This window comes from Porphyromonas gingivicanis JCM 15907 (genome assembly GCF_000614585.1).
Classification (GTDB): Bacteria; Bacteroidota; Bacteroidia; order Bacteroidales; family Porphyromonadaceae; genus Porphyromonas; species Porphyromonas gingivicanis.
Map to the genome: position 1 here is coordinate 216171 of NZ_BAKX01000002.1, position 19682 is coordinate 235852.

Genomic DNA, 19682 nt, shown 5'->3' on the forward strand with positions numbered 1-19682 from the left:
TGATAGAAGCAAAGGTACTAAAAAAGAGCTAACTACGCAAAAAATGCATATAGCCGAATAGGCCTTCTCTCTATTAGGAGAGTGTTGCATGATAATACCAGTGGAGGCGGTAATATACAACACTCTCTAAGGTTGGAGGGGATACTTGTACGTTGCCTCTTTTAACCTCTTTTGCCCAAGGAGAGGCAGGTAGACTGCTTCTTGTGAGAGCAAGTAGAGTTGGGTGCATCGTTGGCATCGACTCCGTTAGGTGTATCCAAGATACGGATTTCGTAGCCAATCTTTTCGAGTTTCTTCGCCAGATGTTCCAAAGAAGTCTTGTCTTGGTCGAAAACCAATAGGATAACATTGTTTTCGATGTCGAACTCTATGTCTTTCATCCCTTTTTCAAACTGCAATGCCTTACGAATCTTTTCTTCGCAACTGGTGCAGTGCATACGAGGGGTAGGGGCAACGTGTACTCTGACAATGTTTTTGGCCAACAATGCTGTACTACAAAGTAATGTGAAAAGGATAGATACAAATGCTGTTTTCATATTGTTATAGAATGAATTGAATGTTTATAGAACGAGAGGAAACAGACCATGATTTAGTTGTCGAATATATTGAAGCGAATACCCATATAGACCATAATACCCTCGGTTGGTCCCCACACCATGGAGGCATCGAAGTTAGGTCCCCAAGGATTGTGAGCATCAATAATGGGAGTCGGCTGCTGGAAGTTAGTCATATTTTCTGCTCCTAAATAGATAGACCATTTGGGGAAGAAGCGTGTGATCTGCGCACTAAGCATCGGATAGGTGGGGAAGTGAGGCTTCCATGAGGAAGTGCCGTCTGCCAAAAGGTAAGGGGTGGGCATACGTCCTCCTCCATTAAGAGAGAGTGTTACATCGCCCTGCCAACGTCTAAGAGGCGTTTTGTACGAGAGTGAGAGCATACTCTTGAAAAGCGAACTTAGAGGCTCTTGTTGGAGTAGATTGTTGGTGGTGGTACGCACATCGGTATAGCGAAAAGCTGCTGTTATATCCAAATCTTTGAGTAGTTTATAGGCAGCATCGATTTGGAATGTGTGTGAAAAGGATAGTCCATCATTGAGCGGATAGAAATGTACTTCATGTGGATTTTTATCCATATCCATTACCACTCGATTGTCAAAGCGGGTGTAATAGTACTCCAAATTGAGATCTAACTTTTTCTCCTTCCATAGGGGGATTTCCCAACTGTTGCTCAAACCAAAGTTCCAAGAGCTTTCTTGTAGTTGGTCAGCCCCCTCCGTAATGATGAGTTGGCGACTGGAGGCGAGTAGGTGATAGTTTTCTGTGAGAACCCTTTGTGTACGATAGCCTTTACCAACGGAAAAACGCACATTGGTGTACTCTATAGGGCTGTAGCGCACGTGTAAACGAGGCGTTACAAAGAAGCCATGTAGGTTGCTATAATCGGCACGTATACCTCCCATTAGGTCAAATGTCCATTGGGCGTATAGGTGTATTGTGTATAGACTCCAGGGACAGATTCGAAGAAAGTACTCTTATGTGGAGTGAGCCCTTTCCGAGACTCTATTTGAGAGGCTTGATGCCAAGCATCGTACTGCCAGCTAAGTCCAGAAGATAGCGCATGTTTGCCCTGCCACTGTGTTTCGAAGATGAGCGAAGCGTAGAGATTATTTTGCTCGATATCTAATGTTTTGAGCCCATAGAAGGAGTTCATCTTTTGCTTTCCTGCATCGAGTATGAGGGCTATGTTGCTACCATTTTCATCGTCAAAGGAGTGAGCCACTTTGGTAAATGCCTCTGTGCGGTGATTTTGAATGCCGATTTGGTAACGATCAAGTGGAGATTTGTGGAGATGACCCAACTGTCCCGAACGCCTATTTTCATAGAGGTAGAGAAAACCCGCTTGGAGCATAGTATGCCCTCCTTTATAGGTCCAGCGGTTCATTACATTGTACTGCCTTTGCAGGGGCATATCTATGAAAGAATCCTTGTTGCCATCATGAGGTAGAGAACGGTCTTCGATATGCGTCAGAAGGGCAGTACTCCAATGCTTCCCGAACTGATAATTGCCGATAAGGTTGCCTTCGGCACGCAGTCCCTGATCCAAGTAAAAATTGCCGTCTAAGTAGCGTTCGGTATTGGGCTTGCGATACTCTACGTTGATTTGTCCCGTCATGGACTCGAAACCATTTTTGACAGAGGCTGCTCCCTTTGATACTTGGATGCTCTCAATCCAAGTGCCAGGGATATACCCCAAAGCAAAAGGAGATGAAACTCCTCGGAAGTTGGGAATGTTTTCCGTCTGCATCTGCACATACTTACCACTTAATCCAAGCAATTTAATTTGCTTAGACCCTGTGGCAGCATCGGTTGTAGAGACATCTACCGAGGGGTTTGTAGTAAAGCTCTCGCCCAAACTACAACAGGCAGCACGAAGTAGTTCGCCCATATTAATGCGTTCTTGATTGCCTGCCGAGAGTTTGGACCGACTTCGTCCACGTTGGAAAGCGACTACTTCTACTTCTTCCATTTCAAGAGAGTGTAGGGTAACTTTTAGCTCTGCGATGTCAGTAGAGATGGGTATCGTATCGGAGCGGAAGCCCATAGAACTAATGATTACTTTGCTGCTTTTCTCCGTTCGAGGAAGTGTAAAGATACCCTCTTCGTTGGTGGTTGTGTGGGTAAAAGTACCTAACCAATAGACATTGGCAGAGGGGAGCGGTGCTCCCTCTTCATCGACCACGCTACCCTTTATGTGTGTGGCATCTTGTGCTGTTAGAGAGAAGGTTGTGAATGATAGGATTAGGAAAAAGAGGAGCAAGCTCTTGTGTGTACGATTCATAATAATAATACGTGGTTTCGAATTTGAAATAAATACTTGTTTAATTACTGCATCTTTCGCTGATGCCTGTGCGCAGGAGTCAATAGACAGCAGCGCATAGGGAAGCCCTTTTTAACGTCTCACGACGCAAAGGGGGACAAGTATTCAAATTCTCAGTACACAACTGTGTGTGAGTATGCTTCTGCCCTCAAGAGGGGCAGGATGAGTAGGGATTTTTGGGAAAGTAGTACTTGTTCCTGCAAGGGAAGGTGTAATATAATACGTACTAATCTCCGAGAGAGTAATCCATAGGTAATTGACTCTCTTGAACGATTCTTTTGGAGGGGTATAACTATCTACGTGGAGTACTTCAATCTTGGGGATACAATCCGAACACTCTTCTCCTCCATCACAGGTACACTGCTCTTCGGTGGTTGTTGTCTCTTCGTTTGGGAGTGAGGCGAGTAGACGCCCCGCGAAACTCTCCGCATCAAGGCGTTCCAAAGGACACCCCTTGGGAGCTATCTGAGTACATATACATGCGCAGCAGACCTCAACGCTTTTGAAGCCCACGCTGAACAGCAACATCAATCCTAAAAAGATGGGGATTGTTATACTCTTAATGACTCTATTCCACATAGTCTCAGAAGAGGTTTTCTACCTGGTCAATTGTAGGTGTCTAACCTTTACTCCGAGGCAAATGTAAGATAAAAATCCAATATTTTGCTTGATTGTGTCGGCCTAATTTTAATGTAAATAGTTTGTCTTAATAAGTAATCCTAAGAGTGTGCTCTTTTTGGTTCTTACTTTTGTCGTTCTTTGTGGTGTTTATTTGTTGATTTATAGTAGTTTGTAGTCTTTTTGTAGACCTTCTTGTTTTTGATTTTAGACCACGTGTAACTGCCTGAATACTTCGTGCTAAAAAAGAATAAAAAGAAAAAGGAGAGCTGTTTCTTTCGGAGGAAAAGGGCTTATTTCTATATCGAAATCGTTTTATTGTTCCTTCCTTATTGTGATTGCCATACTCTACAGATGTCTTGTTGGACGTTCGTTGCGATAGATTTTTTTGAATTCTTTCTAACGTGCTCTCTTAGTGTCGAGTTGCAACCATTAATCCTTTTGCTCCGAAGGTATAATGGTTTTGAGAGTTTACACGGAGGGTTTCAGGAGTTTGTAGGCATGGTTTTGGGACTTCCACAAAAGATTAAAGTCTATTCCTTACAAAGTAGTATCAAGTTTGACCGATAACCACTAACTTTACAGACCAAATCATACAGAGATTATACAAGTAGATGGCAAAAGATCACTATAAACTTCCTGGCGCAAAACTATCCGCCGACGGATGCAAAGGGTGTGGAAAACGCCCCCTTAGTTCGTTTGACTGGATGGCAGACCTTTCCAAGGATGTGCAGGATAACCGATATATAGAAGTTCAATTCAAAAATACCCGTAAGGTAGTCTTTACAAATCCTCTCAACTTGGAGTTACATAAAGACGACATCGTAGCAGTAGAGGGAGCTCCCGGCTTCGACGTGGGGAGTGTTACCTTGACAGGTACTCTCGCAGCACTCCGTTACAGACGAATGAGCGAAAATGCTCGCGAACAGGTGCGTCAGATATTCCGCCTTGCTACGCCTAACGATATAGAGCGTTGGGAAGAGGCCAAGCAACGAGAGCATACCACTATGATCAAAGCAAGGCAAATAGCCGAAGAATTGGGGCTTGATATGAAGATTGGAGATGTGGAGTATCAAGGCGATGGAAGCAAAGCCATATTCTACTACATAGCCGATAGTCGAGTGGACTTTCGTAAGCTGATACGAGTGCTGGCAGAGACCTTTCATGTACGCATTGAGATGAAGCAGATTGGAGCTCGCCAAGAGGCAGGTCGCATTGGAGGTATTGGTCCTTGTGGACGCCCTCTTTGTTGCGCCCAATGGATGACCTCTTTTAAGAGTGTCAATACTACGGCTGCACGTTTTCAAGAGCTTACTCTTAACCCTGAGAAACTTACTGGGCAGTGTGCCAAACTCAAGTGCTGTACCAACTTTGAGGTCAATACCTATCTCGAAGCGCAGAAAAAGATGCCTTCGAAGAATATCGTCTTGGCAACCCAGACAGATAATTATAAGTTTGTCAAGTGGGATTTGCTCCGTTCGCAGCTTACCTATGTCCCCGAAGAGGGCAACCTATCGAATAGTGTAACGCTATCGCTACGCCGAGTAAGAGAAGTTATCGAAATGAATAAACGAGGAGAAAAGCCAGAGGCTCTACTCGAAGAGGTAGCTACACCGACCAATGGGGTAACAGACATCTTGGAAGCCAATTCCCTCACTCGCTTTGATAACGATAAGCGACGCGGACGCAAAAAGCGTCCCAGCGGTAAGTCCAAAGAGGTGGCAGGGCAAGCAACGGCAGAAACCGCCAAAGAGGCAGAACAAAAAACAACTATCGAGCATCCCTCTCAGAGCGAAAAGCCTCAACCGAATCGAAGGAGAAACAACCCTCGAAACGCTCACCGTGCGCACAATCGAAGTGCAAATAGCGAAAATCACGAGGCAGGCTCTCTAGAAAAAAACTCTCGTCCACAAGGCAAAAGAGGAGAAAAGAGAAACGCCGAGAAACCTAACGAATAGTGATAACGAAAACTCCCGTGAAGGTAAAAAGTACTCCTCTCGCTCTCTTTTTAGGGTTTGTACTGCTATTGCTACTCGTAACGAACTGCAGACCTTCACAAGAGCTTTCGGTTACCTACTGCACTCTTCCTGCTTCGGGCTGGAAGAAGGAGGCTCCCGTAGAGATCCCTTTTCTCATCACCGAGGCGAAACGCCCCTACCGAATCGACGTTTTAATACGTCACAATAACGAGTATGACTATAACAATATCGTGCTACATAGCTCCATTGCTAATCAATGGGGCTATGAACGTATAGATACCCTATCAATTCCTCTCGCTATCGAGTCGGGGAGATGGTCAGGGAGAGGGATTACGCTACGTGAAAACAGTTTTGTCTTTTTCCGAAAAATATCATTCCCTACGAGTGGTATCTATACAATGCGACTCGCTCCTCTTACGCCACTTCCTGCACTTAAAGGAATAGAAAACATAGGCATCGTATGCCAACCCTACGATAAACAAAGCGATTTCTTAGAACCAGAAACGTACTAAAGAAGAAGTTAAAAACATATTCAAAAAGAAAAAGCTCCCTTTTTTTGCTTTAAAAACAAGAAATAAAAACAGTATCGTATTAAACCTGTTGTTTTTTTAGTATCTAAAGAGAAAAGTAAAGCCTCATTGTGAAGGCAAAAAGAGAGTAAAGAGTAGCCCACTCTTCCTCTCTGTAAAACGACGAAAACAAAGCAAGAATTATGACAAAAAATCGATTGCTCCTATTCTTAGGACTCGTGTTAGTCCTTTGGGGTACTGTTTCGGTACCCAATTATGCCCAAGTTGTTCCCGATAACACTACCATACCCACCAATTCCCCTCCGCATAGTCGAGAGATTTCATTAGACGAAGCCATTGAGATAGCTCTTGCCGAAAGTAGTTCCGTACAAGTGGGTGAGCTTCTCATCCAAAAGCAAAAGTACTCCTACCGTGAGGCTCTGGGTCAGCTTTTCCCCTCTGTAAATCTCTCTGGAAATTATAGCTACACCATAAAAAAACAGGTGATGTACTTAGATGGCTTCCCCGGGGCAAGTAGTATGCCTGAAGAGATGCTTGCTAAAGGTATCGAAGTGGGACGTACTAATAACATACAAGGGGGTGTAAATGTAGCCCTCCCCTTGGTCAATGCTCAATTGTGGAGAAGTATTACCATGAGTAAGGAAAATCTTGCCTTAGCGATGGAACAAGCCAACACGACCAAGGTAAATAAGGTAGCCGAGATACGTAAGGCCTTCTTGCAAACTCTCTTGGCGCGCGATGCCTATGAGGTTTTGTTGGCAAGCTATCGTAATGCACTGAACAACTACCGATTGGTGGAGAGCAACTATAAGCAAGGCTTAGTGGCTCAGTACGATTTGTTCCGTAGTGAGGTACAAGTCAAAAACCTCGAACCTAACCTTCGACAGGCTCAAGATGCTGCCAATACAGCTAATAGTTCTCTGCTCGTCCTCATGGGACTACCTCCCCATTTTGCTATTGTTCCCAAAGGAACTCTCAAAGACTATGCTCCAGAAATCATAGACAAATATATTGTAGCCGAACATAGCACTCTCGACAACAATCCTACCCTTAAAGAATTGGCGCATCAGAAAAAGCTCCTCAACTCCTCTTTGGAACTCTCAAAGGCATCTTTCATCCCAACTCTTTCGGTGTCGGGAATGTACAATTTCTCCTTTTCGAGCAACAAATTGGACTTAGACAATAGTCGTCTTTGGACACCTTTTTCGTCTATCAATTTCAATCTATCGATACCCATCTTCTCGGGAGGTAAACGTTACTACAATGTACAGCAACAAAAAGTTGCATTGTTACAGTTCGAACTCAATCGTAGAGACATCGAACGCCAGCTCACCATAGCTCAAAAAGATGCTTTGGACAGAGTACGCCGAGCAGTACAAACCTATACTGTAAGCCAAGAGGCTATTAAACTGGCAGAAAAGGGTTATAGCATAGCGACTAAACGCTTTGAAACAGGCGAGGGAACTCTTCTTGAAGTGAACGATGCCGACGTAGCTTTGCTCCAAGCACGTCTTAACTATCACCAATCCCTCTTCGATTTTATGGTCGCTCAGTCGGAGCTTGAAAAACTTGAGGGCAAAGGGTTACCCGACAAAAAATAAATCACAACGGAATAGAAATAATATCATCTTAGATAAAAAGAACTACACTATGAAGCGAACAATCATAAACTACCTCCTCGTCTCTCTATGCTCTATGGGAGGAGCATTCCTACTCTCCTCTTGTGGTAGCACATCTTCTAAGGGACAAACGGCGACAGAAGATACTACTCGGATAGTGGTTGAAACCTCCGTAGCCTCATATCAAATGGTGCCTCAAACAGAACTTTTCTCGGCTACTATAGAGGCTAAAACTAAAAACAATATTGCTCCACAAATGGCAGGGCGTATCAAAAGTATCCGTACCGAAGTAGGGGCTTTCGTTAGTCGTGGACAGGTTTTGGCTGAAATGGATAATAGTCAGCTCAACCAAGTTCAAGTACAGTTGGCAGATGCCCAGCTCGCCTTTAACCGTACCGATGAGCTTTACAAAGTGGGAGGGGTGGCTCAAGCCCAATGGGAGGCTCGTCGCAGTGCGCTGGCCATAGCGGAGAATAACTTCAAAAATATTCAAGAGAATACCATACTTCGTAGCCCTATAAGTGGAATTGTAACTGCCCGCAACTATGATAGTGGCGATATGTGTACCCCCTCGGCACCTATATTTGTAATCCAAGAGATAAATCCTGTTAAACTTCGCTTCAATGTCTCAGAGCGTTTATACAGTAGGGTAAATAAGGGGATGCCTGCTTCTCTCAAGGTAGATGCTTTGGGCGACGAGGTGTTCACTGGAAAGGTATCTCTCATCTATCCAACCATAAATCCAGCTACTCACACTTTCCCAGTAGAGATTGAAGTGAACAATAGCAAAAATGTACTTCGTCCAGGCATGTTTGCCCGTGCAACGCTCGACTTTGGTACAGAAAAGAAGTTGCTTGTTTCGGATCGTGCCGTGGTTAAACAGAGTGGTAGTGGCGACTATTATGCCTTTACCCTTGACGGTGATAAGGCAGTGCGTACCGAGCTTAAAATAGGTACAAGACACGATGCTTTTATAGAGGTAATCGAAGGTTTGAAAGAGGGCGATGTGGTTATTACCGAGGGTTCTCAAAGCCTTCGCAACGGAGTACGTGTACGAGTAGTCAGTAAGTAATTATAGCGAGAGTCTCAACAATCGACCATTATGAGTATATATAGTGCTGCCGTCAAGAAACCCATTACAACGATACTGATATTCGTTGCTGTGGTTATATTAGGGCTCTTCTCTTTGCAGAAGTTGCCGATAGACCTCTACCCCAATATAGAGTTTGGGCGTATCATTGTATTTACCTCTTATCCGGGTGCAGGACCAACGGACGTAGAGGCGAACGTAACCAATCCTATCGAAAATGTTTTGAATGGGATTGCCAATCAGAAACACATCACCAGTGAGAGCCGAGAAAATGTTTCTATCGTAACCATCGAGTTCAATGAGGGGAGCGATATGGACGTAGCTACGAACGATGTACGAGACAAGTTGGGGCTTTTAACCGAATCGCTCCCTGATGGCGTGCGAGACCCAATGCTCTTTAAGTTCAGTGCCGACGATATTCCTATCCAAATACTTGTAGCTACAGCCGAAGAGAGTACCACAGGGTTGGATAAGATATTAGAAGAAAAAGTGGTTAATCCGATTGGTCGTATCGATGGTGTGGGGAGTGTATCCTCTTCGGGTACTATTAAACGACAGATACAGGTCTACTGTGACCCTACTGCCCTCGAAGCCTACGGACTAAGCATACCGCAGATAAGTTCCATTATACGGGCAGAAAATAGCAACACGCCTGCTGGACAAATCACCATTGGTAACCAGACCAATTCTATACGAGTACAGGGAGAGTTTGCCGACCCCTCTGAACTCGAAAACATAGTTATAGCCAGTAGAGGAGGACAGAACATATACCTCCGAGACGTAGCACGAGTGGAAGACACCATAGCCGAACAGATGCAGGAGGCTTACAATAATGGCGAACGCAGCGCTCTGATTATTATCAATAAGCAGAGTGGTGCTAACTCCGTTTCCATATCCAATAAGATTACCGAGCTACTCCCAAAACTTGAGCAGTCGCTCCCCAGTGATGTAAAGCTCTCTTCGGTAATGAATACTGCCAACTATATTGAAGATACCATTTCGAGCCTTACGAACACTATCTTTATCACTTTCGTGGTAGTCATCTTTGTGGTGCTGCTCTTTTTGGGTAGATGGCGAGCTACTTTTATTATTATACTTACCATCCCTATCTCACTTATCGGCTCCTTCATCTACCTAATGCTAACGGGTAATACTCTCAACATTATTTCGATGAGTTCGCTCTCTATAGCCATCGGTATGGTGGTAGACGATGCGATTGTGGTTTTGGAGAATATTACCACCCATATAGAGCGAGGCAGTTACCCTAAACAAGCTGCCACACATGCTACTAATGAGGTAGCTATCTCGGTTGTAGCCTCTACTCTTACGATGCTTGCAGTATTCCTCCCTCTCACAATGCTCGGAGGTATGACGGGTATTATGTTTCAGCAGTTAGGGTGGATTGTAAGTATCATTATGATTATTTCTACCATCGGAGCACTTACCCTAACTCCTTCGCTCTGTGCACACATATTGCGCCGTAAGCAGAAGAAAGAACGTCAAGAACTCAATCGCATACAACGATCTATTGAATCGGCTCTCTCATGGACCGAAGAGATATATGCTCGCTCTCTTAAGTGGGCATTAGGACACCGCACGCTCACTATCCTTTTGGCGATACTCATCTTTGGAGGTTCTATTATATTAGGTTCTACCATTAAGACAGAGTTTATGCCGCAAAATGACAACTCTTCTATGACGATGCGTATAGATCTACCTTTGGGTACGAGTATCGACCTGGCACGTGAAAAAGCTTATGCTTACCAAAATGTGGCAAGAAAAGTATCCTGAAATAAAGAATTGTAACCTAACAGTAGGTACTGCCGATGCGGGCAATGCTTTTGCCACTCTTTCGGGAAGTGGTAATAATGTGCTGCGCTACAACATAGGCTTTGTAGATGCTTCGGAACGAGATAGGAGTATCTATGCCATAGCTGACTTGATGCGTGAAGACCTTGCCAATACCCCTGGCATTAACACCTATGTGGTTACCCCCGGAGCAGCAGGTAGGAGGGCAGACGGCTGTAGCGGTGGAAATCTATGGTTACGACTTTGAAAAGACCAATCAAACAGCAGCTAAGGTACAAGAGGCTCTCAAGAAACGTCCTTCTTGCTCGGAAGTCAATAACGACCGTAGCAAAGATATGCCTGAATATCGTATGGAATTTGACCGCAAAAAACTGGCTGAACATGGACTCAACATCTCCACTGCTGCCTTGATGCTCAATAATAGCGTTATGGGTAACCTTGCCTCCTATTATAGAGAGGCAGGTAATGAATATGAGATACGTGTGCGTTTGGCTCCCGAATATCGCCGTTCGCTCGAAGATATGAACAATATTTTGGTAGCCACCCCCACAGGGGCTGCAGTACGCTTGGGCGATTTGGGAACGCTGAAAGAGTACTTTACTCCCCCTTCTATCAAGCGTAAGGATAGAGAGCGCGTGGTAACTCTTGCTATGGTAGCGGCAGAGGGAGTGCCTCTCTCCGATTTGGTGAAGGATGCCAACGAAGTGCTCAAGAATACCGAAATGCCTGCTGGAGTAACCTATAAGATTTCGGGAAGCTATGAACAGCAACAAGAGGCTTTTGGCGATCTGACGATACTCTTACTCCTTATTTTGGTTTTAGTATATATCGTTATGGCGGCGCAGTTTGAAAGTATGTTCGACCCCTTTGTGATAATGTTTTCCGTACCCTTTGCTTTTACAGGTGTTATTATAGGGTTAGCTCTCACTCGCGTACCATTGAGTATTATAGCCTTTATTGGAGCTATTATGTTGGTAGGTATTGTGGTGAAAAATGGTATTGTACTCATCGACTACGCTCGCTTGGGTAGAGAGCGTGGATTGGGTGTGCGTCGAGCCATTATGCAGTCTGGCAAATCTCGCTTGCGTCCAGTACTTATGACCACACTGACCACCGTACTCGGTATGGTACCTATGGCTATCGGTATTGGCGAAGGAAGCGAAACGTGGCAACCTATGGGAGTTACCGTTGCATTTGGTCTCTCTATTTCTACGGGAGTTACGTTGATTTTAATTCCTACCATTTATGCATCTCTCTTGGGTAGACGTGTCAGACGTGCTCGAAGAGCCTTCCAAAGACGGAGAGTGTAAAAAACTTTTGAACCCCTAATAGCTACGAGTTATGGAATCACAAAAGATAGTTTTCATTAGTTTCAATCAGGCCCTTCATGGACTTGTCATCAAGGCTTTGAGCCGTCTCAATCTAAAGGGATACACCAATGGGAGGAAATTCAAGGGGCGGGGTCTCACACGGGTAATCCCCATTTGGGCACCCACGCATGGCCTACTCTCAATGGGGCTCTCTTGGTAGCATGCTCCGAAGAGCGTGCACATAAGCTCTTAGATGCTTTAGCAGAGATTGATAGGGAAAATCCGTTGCAGGGTTTGCGAGCTTTCCTGTGGAGTGTGGAGCGAAGCATATAAGTTCCAAAAGTAAGGACGGTGTTTTATAGTACGCAAATTGCTGTACTGCTTGCCACTTTCAGCTTTTGTCTCGTACTTCGGCACGCTCTTTTCAGCCACGATCTTCGTGCTTTGTACTTTGCATATTCTGACCTACCTTAACGAGGGATATGTCTAAAATGAACTTTGGCACTCCCTCGTTGTTCGCTTCTCGCTCTATCAATAGCACCTTGCACAGCAATCTTATGCATGATGTCTAATGGGCTTCGTTTGTGCTTGAATGATTATTTTTGTAGCTTAGTTGTCTGTATAGGGCTTTTGTCCTATTGTAAAATAGAATTATGCAAGATAGAGGTGAAGAATTGACCCTCCTCGGAGGGAAAACAGTATATAAGCAGGACTACGCCCCCGAAGTGTTAGAGTCTTTTGTTAATAAGCATCCTGAGCGAGATTATTGGGTGCGCTTCGTCTGCCCAGAGTTTACAGCACTCTGCCCCATAACAAGCCAGCCAGACTTTGCCACCCTTTATATAGACTATATACCTGATGTACAGATGGTCGAGAGCAAGAGTTTGAAACTCTATCTCTTTAGCTTTCGTTCGCATGGAGCTTTTCATGAAGATTGCGTCAATATCATAATGAATGATTTGATTGCTCTTATGAATCCTAAGTATATAGAAGTAACGGGAGATTTCCTCCCCCGTGGAGGCATTAGCATCCATCCCTACTGTAACTATGGACGTCCTGGTACTAAGTACGAAACCTTGGCAGAGGAGCGATTGGCACAACACAATAGAAGATAAATAGAACATCTATAAAGAGTGTGAAAAAGAGGGTTATAGCTATCATTAATCCGATATCGGGCATCGCATCTAAACACAAAGTGCCTGCTTTGCTTGCAGCCGCCTATCAGGATAGAGAGGAGGAGCTCTTCTTGACCTATACTAAGGGAGAAGGGCATGCCGCTGAGGTGATTAAAGAGGCTATGGTTCATGGGTTAGACTCGGTTATCGCTGTGGGAGGCGATGGTACTATTAACGAGATAGCAAGTGCTTTGAGTGGCTCAGAGGTCAAGTTAGGTATCATACCTCGAGGGAGTGGCAATGGCTTAGCCCGAGCGTTGGGTATCCCTATGCAAAACGATGCAGAAGCAGTACGTATTATAACCGAGGGTAAGTTGGTTTCTATTGATATGGGATTGGCGAATGGCTTGCCTTTTTTCTGTACTTTCGGTGTAGGATTTGATGCGCAGATTACTAAACGCTACGATGATGCCTCGACTCGTGGACTTCTTACCTATATAAAGTCTGCCATTGATGAATATATTTCTTTCAAACCTCAGGAGTATAAAATCTCCATAGATAATCATGACATAGGGGGAGAAGCATTCCTGATAACGTGTGCCAACATAGAGCAATATGGCAATAATGCTTACATTGCACCCAATGCCTCGCCCTCGGACGGACTTTTGGACTTGGTGATAATCCGCCCCTTAGAGGGTATTCATGCCGCACAGGTGGCATTGCAACTTTTTACAAAGACGATAGACAAAAATGCCCGCATCGAGTCGTATAGGGGCTCTCACATAGTGATAGAACGCAGTGCCTTTGGACCTGCTCAGATAGATGGAGAGTCGGTGCAGATGGGAAAAAAAATAGAAATAGGAGTTCGTCAGCAAGACCTTTTAGTATATGCTCCTCTCAGTTTTGGAGAAGCTATTCAGCCCTTCTGATAGAGTTGTGATTAAGGATAAAGAACCTTTCTATCAAGACAGTTTACTAATACAACCATTCAAAAAAGTATGGATATAGATGTTCAGCAGATTAAGCAACGCTTCGGGATTATAGGCAATGCGCCTCTTTTCTTACAAGCACTGCGTACAGCAGCACAAGTAGCCACTACTGATATGTCTGTATTGGTTGTGGGTGAGAGTGGTGTAGGAAAGGAGTTTTTCCCTCAGATTATACATCAGTACTCTCGGCGCAAACACAGTAAGTATATAGCGATAAACTGTGGAGCTATTCCAGAAGGAACCATAGATTCTGAGCTTTTTGGACATCGGAAGGGGTCTTTTACAGGTGCTTTGGGAGACCGTAAGGGCTATTTTGAAGAGGCTAATGGAGGGACTATTTTTCTTGATGAAGTGGGAGAATTGCCTCTTGCTACCCAAGCTCGCCTTTTGCGTGTCTTGGAGAATGGCGAGTTTATACCCGTTGGAGCAAGTCAGCCCGTAAAAACGGATGTACGGGTGGTGGCAGCTACCAATGTCAATTTGGGCGAGGCTATTCGCAAAGGACGTTTTCGTGAAGATCTCTTCTATCGACTCAATACCGTACCCATCGAAGTACCTCCTTTGAGAAAGCGTCCCGAAGATATCCCTCTGCTATTCCGTCGCTTCGCCTCCGATTTTGCTCGCCTTTATCAAATACCTCCATTGGATTTGGACGATGCAGCCAAGGAGATGTTACAAGCCTATCGCTGGCCAGGCAATATACGTGAGCTGAGAAATATTACTGACCGTATGAGCGTACTCGAAGAGTCTCGCTTAATAGGAATTACTACGCTACGTAATTATCTCCAGCAAGAGGGGTTGCAAGATTTACACCCCGTACTCGTAGCTTCGGCAGATGAGGGAGCTAAGGGAGGGCAAAGTTTTGCTAACGAACGGGAGATTTTATACCAAGTACTTTTCGATTTGCGTCGCGAACTCAATGAAGTTAAGGCGAAAGTTAACGAATTACTCCCTCAAAAAGGGCGTCCCGAAGAATGCCCTCCGCAAATATTTACTCCCTCTTCTGCGGGAGGGAAAGGAGCAGACCTTCCGACGGTAGAGACTACTCCACACTTTTTACCACTTTCTTCTACACCTATAACCTCTGCACGAACAGCAGATGAAACGGTGATTATAGACAGCGAAGAGATGCCCGAAGAGGAGTTGGCTACTGATGGCTCTATTGTAACCCTTCTCGATGGGGAGCGTTTTCTTATTAAGAGGGCCATGGCGAGGAATAAAAATGCTACTCGCCAAGAGATAGCCGACCAGTTGGGAATATCGGTACGCACACTACATCGTAAATTGAAAGAATATGGCTTGGAATAGTTGTAAGAAACAGGGGGTCGGTTGGTACAGTCTCTTTCTATTGACTCTCTTTATAACAGGGTGTAGTATATCGTATAAGTTTTCGGGGGCTTCGATAGACTATGCCTCTACGAAGACCTTCTCTATATCGCTCTTTAACAACCAAGCTCCACTTGTTTATCCGCCATTGAGTCAGTCATTTACGGAAGCTCTTAGAGAGTTGTTTCGACGTCAAACTCGTTTAGAAGAGGTGTCTCAAGGGGGCGACTTTACTCTCGAAGGAGCCATTGTAGGCTATGATTTAGCTCCCGTGGCGGTGCAGGAGAACTCCTATGCTTTATTGACACGCTTTACGATGACCGTTTCGGTGCATTTTGAAAATAATGCCAATCCAAAGAAAAACTTCGACCGAGCTTTTTCTGCCTACACCGATTTTGAAAGTAGCTCTCTCTTTTCCGATGTGCAGGACGATTTGGTTCGACAGCTTACAGAAGATATTACCAAGCAGATATTTAACGCCACGGCAGAAGACTGGTAAGGATGACAGCAGAAGATTTGAATGCCTATCTCAATGACCCTACGTTGCTCCATAAGGGTACTTTGGAAGACCTTAGATATATGGTCGATAGCTACCCCTATGCCCATACGTTTGTCTTTTTGTACCTTTACAACTTAGCTCTGGTAGAGGATATTCGTTACTTTTCCGAGTTGCAGCGTTTAGCTCCTTTCTTGGCAGACCGCAACAAACTCTACGTTATGGTAGAGAAAAGATATATTGCCCCCTCGTATTCAAATCACGAATACCTTGACACAGATAGTTTTGCTTCGGTAGAACGTTTCCTAGACCAGATGGAAGAAAATGAAGTTGCGCCAGTGGCACTCTCTTCGGACTATACTTCTACTTCAGGCGACTATTTCTCTCTACATGGGATATCTTCCGAGAAGTCTTCTTCTACAGAAAGAGATTCGACTTTTGCTCCTGTTTTTGAAGAGCCTACAACCGTTTTGCCTAAAGAAATATCGCCTCTCGAAGAGCCCTTTAGTGCTTCTCTTACTGCGGATGAGGTTGAAGCACCAATATTTACCGAAACACTCGCCCGACTCTATATCGAACAGCATTGTTACGACAAAGCTCTCAATATAATTCTCTCTATAAAAGACAAAAATCCAGAAAAAAGTAGTTACTTTGCAGATCAGATACGTTTCTTAGAACGATTGATAGAAATCAGTAAATAAATTAGATACATATAAAGGCAATGTTTATATTTTTGACTATTTTGATTTTGTTGGCAGCGATCTTACTTATATTGCTCGTTGTTATTCAGAACTCCAAGGGTGGAGGTTTGGCCTCAGGCTTCTCTTCAAGCAATCAGATTATGGGTGTGCGTAAGACTACCGATTTTTTGGAAAAAGGTACTTGGTGGTTGGCTTGTACAATAGCCGTTTTAAGTATCGTGTCTACTCACTTTTTGCATTCATCCGTTAACGAAGAAAAGCAAGTACTGGAAGTTATTGAGCAGACTACTAAGGAACAGCCTGCTCCTCAATTGCCTAACTTGGGCGAAACACCTACCCTCCCCACTACTCCTCAATGAGGTAGTAAGTAGAGGGTGGTAAATAGTCTCGTAATAGCATCGAAAGTTCGGCTCTCTCGGATAGAGGGGGGCGGGTTTTTGGTTGTGTCACAGAAGGGTAAAGGACATCCTTTATAACTATCCCCAAAGAGGGGTGAAAGAACTCTTTTACTACTACCCCTGTTATAGAATAGTACTCCTTCGTTTTGGAGATTTTGTACTATACAGTAATGTCGTTACATTTGTGTCAGCAAAAGAGAGTTAAACTGCTATTATTGTATAGCACAAGTTTGCTAAAAGGTTCCTTGACACTCTTTGAGGGTATGGACCTGCTCTTTTTGGCAGTAGAAAAGTGTTTTGTGAGTTAATACACCAACATAAAAAGAAAAACTATGAAGAAGATTATTTCTATCTCTTTGGGGCTTGTTGCCTCATCACACTTTTAACTCTAACAAGCTGTGAGAAGAAAAAGCAAGAACCTATGTTGCCCAATCAAAAAATTGATCTTATGGGCACTGTTTGGGACGGAGAGTATAAGCAGTACGATGGGGAGTTGAAAGATTATCGAAAGCTTAATGTAAGAGTGGTATTCTATGATAGTGACACCACCCAAAATAGGGAGGATTACTTAGCAACCTTTAGAGTATTTGGAGGAGATGTTAAGGACGGAGAGGATAAAATCGTGGATGTCCTTATCAAAAAGAGCAGAAATGTTATAGTCGTTACTCACAAAAAGAGTGCAAATTCTTCTGTTTTTGAAGGGCGATGGATAATACATACTCAGAACTCTGAACAGATATCTATGCAGAAAGAGCCAGAGTATTTCGATAAAACAGACTTCTTTGATCTCAAGAGAGTTACCAGAGGAGATATCGAAGGCACCCTCTTCTAAAGAAGTAACCCTATAGACTAAGTATCAAATTACATGGCACCCCAAAGGTTTTTAACTATAACTTTTGGGGTGCTTTGTGTATGGACTCATCTGTTGTAGCCTCTCTTAAGGGGGATAAAAGGCTTTACTTGGGAGGGTCATGGCATAGAGACTATTGGTCAGAAGTTTTATTTAGTGTACTATTGCAGGCGCAAAGAAAAACATCTAACCGATATGCCTACCCGTTTGATAGCCGATGCCTCACTCCCCTACATAAAAGGGGTGTTAGAGTCCGTGGCAGATATTATCTATTTGCCCTCGCAAGAGATAACTCGAGCAAGGATTATAGCCGAGAGAGCCGAAGGCTTGCTCATTCGTAGTATTACCCGATGCGATTCGCTCTTTTGGAAGAAACCCCTATTCGATTTATAGCTACAGCAACGGCAGGTTTTGACCACATAGATGCTTCCTACTGCTCAGCACACGGGATAGAGTGGCACAATGCTCCTGGATGTAATGCTCGAGGTGTAGCACATTGGGTGCTATGCGCACTCTCTTGGATGGCGATACAACAGGGCCGTCCCCTTAGAGAGGAGCGTTTGGGTATCGTAGGGGTGGGTAACGTGGGGCGAAACCTCTTGCAGATGGCGGAGGTGGTCGTAGGTGAAATCTTATTGTGTGATCCCCCAAGAGCAGAGCGAGAGGGAGAGGCAGACTTTCACTCTTTGGAGCATTTGGCGGAGCATTGTTCTCTTCTCTCTTTCCACACACCACTAACCCGAGAGAAGCGTTATGCAACGCATCATCTCATCAATTCAGAATTACTCGCACGCTGTTCTCCACGAACTATTGTTCTCAACGCTGCCCGAGGGGGAGTAGCGACAGTCAAGCCCTTCTCGAAGCTCTAAAAATGGGAAGAGTGGGGAGCGCAATGATAGACTGTTGGGAGGGAGAGCCCTATATAAAAGAAGAGTTATTGCCCTTTGTAAGTTATGCAACACCGCATATTGCGGGTTTTTCAGCCGAGGGAAAAGCTCGTGGTTCTCGTAGTGTATTGGAGGATACTCTCCGCTTTTTTGGTTGGGAGGGGGTTGATTTATCAAGAATCAAAGTGCCTGAATTGGAGCATCCTTTCATTACCATTCCTTCAGAACACCCTTTTTGGCTAGAAGAAGTATTCTTACAAACTTCCCACACTATTCGTCAAACCGAAGTTTTTTGCGCAAAATCCTTCAGATTTCGAGTTGCATCGAGTAAACTACCCCTTTCACAGAGAACCCGAGGCATATATCGCCATAGGGGGAAATGCTTATCAACGAGAAGTCTTACAGCGGATAGGATTTCGCATCCCAACATAACTCAATGTCTATCGTTTCTTTTTTGAACTTTTGTGAGTTTTTTCTATTTATCAATGGGTAGCAGTGTCGTCGCTTTTTAGTACTTTAGTGGACTGAATAAACTACTTCTCGTGGAGAGCCTGTACTGTGTTTTCTTAGAGGGAGAGCAATATGCTTTTCGCCCTCTAAAAAGAAGAGGTAGCAACGTACTGCTTAGTAGTAAAAAAGAGGTATGCAGATTCCTATTATCAATAAGTCGAACAATCCCTTGCCTCGCTATGCGACTCCTCTCTCGGCAGGAGTAGATCTTGCTGCTTTTTTGGAGGAGCCTGTGCTCCTTAAGCCTGGAGAGCGCAAGCTCATACCTACGGGTATTTCAATAGCTTTGCCAGCAGGTTACGAGGCACAGATACGCCCTCGTAGTGGCTTAGCTCTAAAGAAAGGTATCACACTGCTTAATACTCCCGGTACAATCGATGCAGATTATCGAGGTGAGATAGGGGTTATTCTTATCAATCTTTCCCAAGAGGAGGTCGAAATAGTTTCGGGAGACCGCATCGCTCAGATGGTTATAGCGCGGTATGAAACGGTAGAATGGAAATCCGTAGATACGCTTGACGAGACCGAACGAGGTACAGGTGGTTTTGGTCATTCGGGTGTTAAGAATTAGTAGGGTA

General features: G+C 44.3%; 19 protein-coding genes and 1 pseudogene. 16 read left to right on the plus strand and 4 right to left on the minus strand.

Annotation, left to right across the window (positions count from 1 at the left end; all coding sequences use genetic code 11):
* Positions 1-161: 161 nt before the first annotated feature.
* The 4 genes from JCM15907_RS10425 to JCM15907_RS03055 form a co-directional block, all read right to left on the minus strand.
* On the minus strand, positions 162-536 hold the full coding sequence (locus JCM15907_RS10425; protein WP_025842670.1) for a heavy-metal-associated domain-containing protein: 375 nt from the start codon (positions 534-536) through the stop codon (positions 162-164).
* Positions 537-589: 53 nt separating this feature from the next.
* Positions 590-1459, minus strand: coding sequence for a TonB-dependent receptor plug domain-containing protein (locus JCM15907_RS13785; RefSeq protein WP_306305459.1), 870 nt, complete (start codon positions 1457-1459; stop codon positions 590-592).
* Positions 1459-2838 carry a TonB-dependent receptor gene (locus JCM15907_RS13790; protein ID WP_306305460.1) on the minus strand — a complete coding sequence of 460 codons (1380 nt, stop codon included), beginning with the start codon at positions 2836-2838 and terminating at the stop codon, positions 1459-1461. Before JCM15907_RS13790 ends, JCM15907_RS13785 begins: the two co-directional genes overlap by 1 nt.
* Before the next feature lie 144 nt (positions 2839-2982).
* Positions 2983-3456, minus strand: a complete 474-nt coding sequence (locus JCM15907_RS03055) for a hypothetical protein (RefSeq protein WP_036882746.1) — start codon at positions 3454-3456, stop codon at positions 2983-2985.
* A 653-nt stretch (positions 3457-4109) separates the two neighbouring features.
* Between JCM15907_RS03055 and JCM15907_RS10435 the strand changes: the two genes are divergently transcribed.
* From JCM15907_RS10435 to dut, 16 genes and pseudogenes are all read left to right on the plus strand, one after another.
* Positions 4110-5453 carry a PSP1 domain-containing protein gene (locus tag JCM15907_RS10435; RefSeq protein ID WP_051522346.1) on the plus strand — a complete coding sequence of 448 codons (1344 nt, stop codon included), beginning with the start codon at positions 4110-4112 and terminating at the stop codon, positions 5451-5453.
* A complete protein-coding gene (locus JCM15907_RS12070; protein ID WP_051522347.1) occupies positions 5453-5986 on the plus strand; it encodes a gliding motility lipoprotein GldH in 534 nt (177 codons plus the stop codon). The genes JCM15907_RS10435 and JCM15907_RS12070 overlap by 1 nt, the downstream gene beginning before the upstream one ends.
* 200 nt (positions 5987-6186) lie before the next feature.
* Positions 6187-7605 carry a TolC family protein gene (locus JCM15907_RS03075; RefSeq protein ID WP_025842673.1) on the plus strand — a complete coding sequence of 473 codons (1419 nt, stop codon included), beginning with the start codon at positions 6187-6189 and terminating at the stop codon, positions 7603-7605.
* Positions 7606-7654: 49 nt separating this feature from the next.
* The gene (locus JCM15907_RS03080) at positions 7655-8695 is read left to right on the plus strand and encodes an efflux RND transporter periplasmic adaptor subunit (protein WP_036882744.1); all 1041 of its coding nucleotides are present in this window, start codon (positions 7655-7657) and stop codon (positions 8693-8695) included.
* Between the two features lie 30 nt (positions 8696-8725).
* A pseudogene (locus JCM15907_RS13930) lies at positions 8726-11832 on the plus strand (efflux RND transporter permease subunit).
* A 174-nt stretch (positions 11833-12006) separates the two neighbouring features.
* Entirely contained in the window at positions 12007-12165 is a 159-nt protein-coding gene (locus tag JCM15907_RS13810) for a PG0541 family transporter-associated protein (RefSeq protein ID WP_306305465.1), read from the plus strand.
* A gap of 320 nt (positions 12166-12485) precedes the next feature.
* On the plus strand, positions 12486-12947 hold the full coding sequence (gene queF / locus JCM15907_RS03095; protein ID WP_025842675.1) for a preQ(1) synthase: 462 nt from the start codon (positions 12486-12488) through the stop codon (positions 12945-12947).
* Positions 12948-12967: 20 nt separating this feature from the next.
* Positions 12968-13876, plus strand: coding sequence for a diacylglycerol/lipid kinase family protein (locus JCM15907_RS03100; protein WP_051522348.1), 909 nt, complete (start codon positions 12968-12970; stop codon positions 13874-13876).
* A gap of 69 nt (positions 13877-13945) precedes the next feature.
* Entirely contained in the window at positions 13946-15244 is a 1299-nt protein-coding gene (locus JCM15907_RS03105; RefSeq protein WP_025842677.1) for a sigma-54 interaction domain-containing protein, read from the plus strand.
* Positions 15231-15761, plus strand: coding sequence for an LptE family protein (locus JCM15907_RS03110; RefSeq protein WP_025842678.1), 531 nt, complete (start codon positions 15231-15233; stop codon positions 15759-15761). The genes JCM15907_RS03105 and JCM15907_RS03110 overlap by 14 nt, the downstream gene beginning before the upstream one ends.
* Positions 15762-15763: 2 nt before the next feature.
* On the plus strand, positions 15764-16459 hold the full coding sequence (locus tag JCM15907_RS03115; RefSeq protein ID WP_025842679.1) for a DUF8458 domain-containing protein: 696 nt from the start codon (positions 15764-15766) through the stop codon (positions 16457-16459).
* A gap of 20 nt (positions 16460-16479) precedes the next feature.
* Positions 16480-16818 carry a preprotein translocase subunit SecG gene (secG, locus tag JCM15907_RS03120; RefSeq protein WP_025842680.1) on the plus strand — a complete coding sequence of 113 codons (339 nt, stop codon included), beginning with the start codon at positions 16480-16482 and terminating at the stop codon, positions 16816-16818.
* Between the two features lie 460 nt (positions 16819-17278).
* A complete protein-coding gene (locus tag JCM15907_RS03125) occupies positions 17279-17689 on the plus strand; it encodes a hypothetical protein (RefSeq protein WP_148297447.1) in 411 nt (136 codons plus the stop codon).
* Positions 17690-17902: 213 nt separating this feature from the next.
* The gene (locus tag JCM15907_RS12075; protein WP_051522349.1) at positions 17903-18100 is read left to right on the plus strand and encodes a hypothetical protein; all 198 of its coding nucleotides are present in this window, start codon (positions 17903-17905) and stop codon (positions 18098-18100) included.
* Positions 18058-18576 (plus strand): NAD(P)-dependent oxidoreductase, encoded by a 519-nt coding sequence (locus JCM15907_RS12080; protein ID WP_051522350.1) that lies wholly within the window; start codon positions 18058-18060, stop codon positions 18574-18576. The genes JCM15907_RS12075 and JCM15907_RS12080 overlap by 43 nt, the downstream gene beginning before the upstream one ends.
* A gap of 661 nt (positions 18577-19237) precedes the next feature.
* A complete protein-coding gene (gene dut / locus JCM15907_RS03135) occupies positions 19238-19675 on the plus strand; it encodes a dUTP diphosphatase (RefSeq protein ID WP_025842682.1) in 438 nt (145 codons plus the stop codon).
* Positions 19676-19682: the final 7 nt, after the last annotated feature.

Excerpts from the sequence above, each read along its gene's own strand:
- JCM15907_RS10435 (WP_051522346.1), top strand. The coding sequence starts at position 4,110 with ATGGCAAAAGATCACTATAAACTTCCTGGCGCAAAACTATCCGCCGAC.
- JCM15907_RS12080 (WP_051522350.1), top strand. The coding sequence starts at position 18,058 with ATGCGATTCGCTCTTTTGGAAGAAACCCCTATTCGATTTATAGCTACA.
- JCM15907_RS03105 (WP_025842677.1), top strand. The coding sequence starts at position 13,946 with ATGGATATAGATGTTCAGCAGATTAAGCAACGCTTCGGGATTATAGGC.
- secG (WP_025842680.1), top strand. The coding sequence starts at position 16,480 with ATGTTTATATTTTTGACTATTTTGATTTTGTTGGCAGCGATCTTACTT.
- dut (WP_025842682.1), top strand. The coding sequence starts at position 19,238 with ATGCAGATTCCTATTATCAATAAGTCGAACAATCCCTTGCCTCGCTAT.
- JCM15907_RS03080 (WP_036882744.1), top strand. The coding sequence starts at position 7,655 with ATGAAGCGAACAATCATAAACTACCTCCTCGTCTCTCTATGCTCTATG.
- JCM15907_RS13785 (WP_306305459.1), bottom strand. The coding sequence starts at position 1,459 with ATGGGAGGTATACGTGCCGATTATAGCAACCTACATGGCTTCTTTGTA.
- JCM15907_RS03055 (WP_036882746.1), bottom strand. The coding sequence starts at position 3,456 with ATGTGGAATAGAGTCATTAAGAGTATAACAATCCCCATCTTTTTAGGA.
- JCM15907_RS10425 (WP_025842670.1), bottom strand. The coding sequence starts at position 536 with ATGAAAACAGCATTTGTATCTATCCTTTTCACATTACTTTGTAGTACA.
- JCM15907_RS13790 (WP_306305460.1), bottom strand. The coding sequence starts at position 2,838 with ATGAATCGTACACACAAGAGCTTGCTCCTCTTTTTCCTAATCCTATCA.
- JCM15907_RS03115 (WP_025842679.1), top strand. The coding sequence starts at position 15,764 with ATGACAGCAGAAGATTTGAATGCCTATCTCAATGACCCTACGTTGCTC.
- JCM15907_RS03125 (WP_148297447.1), top strand. The coding sequence starts at position 17,279 with ATGTTGCCCAATCAAAAAATTGATCTTATGGGCACTGTTTGGGACGGA.
- JCM15907_RS03110 (WP_025842678.1), top strand. The coding sequence starts at position 15,231 with ATGGCTTGGAATAGTTGTAAGAAACAGGGGGTCGGTTGGTACAGTCTC.
- JCM15907_RS03075 (WP_025842673.1), top strand. The coding sequence starts at position 6,187 with ATGACAAAAAATCGATTGCTCCTATTCTTAGGACTCGTGTTAGTCCTT.
- queF (WP_025842675.1), top strand. The coding sequence starts at position 12,486 with ATGCAAGATAGAGGTGAAGAATTGACCCTCCTCGGAGGGAAAACAGTA.
- JCM15907_RS12075 (WP_051522349.1), top strand. The coding sequence starts at position 17,903 with ATGCCTACCCGTTTGATAGCCGATGCCTCACTCCCCTACATAAAAGGG.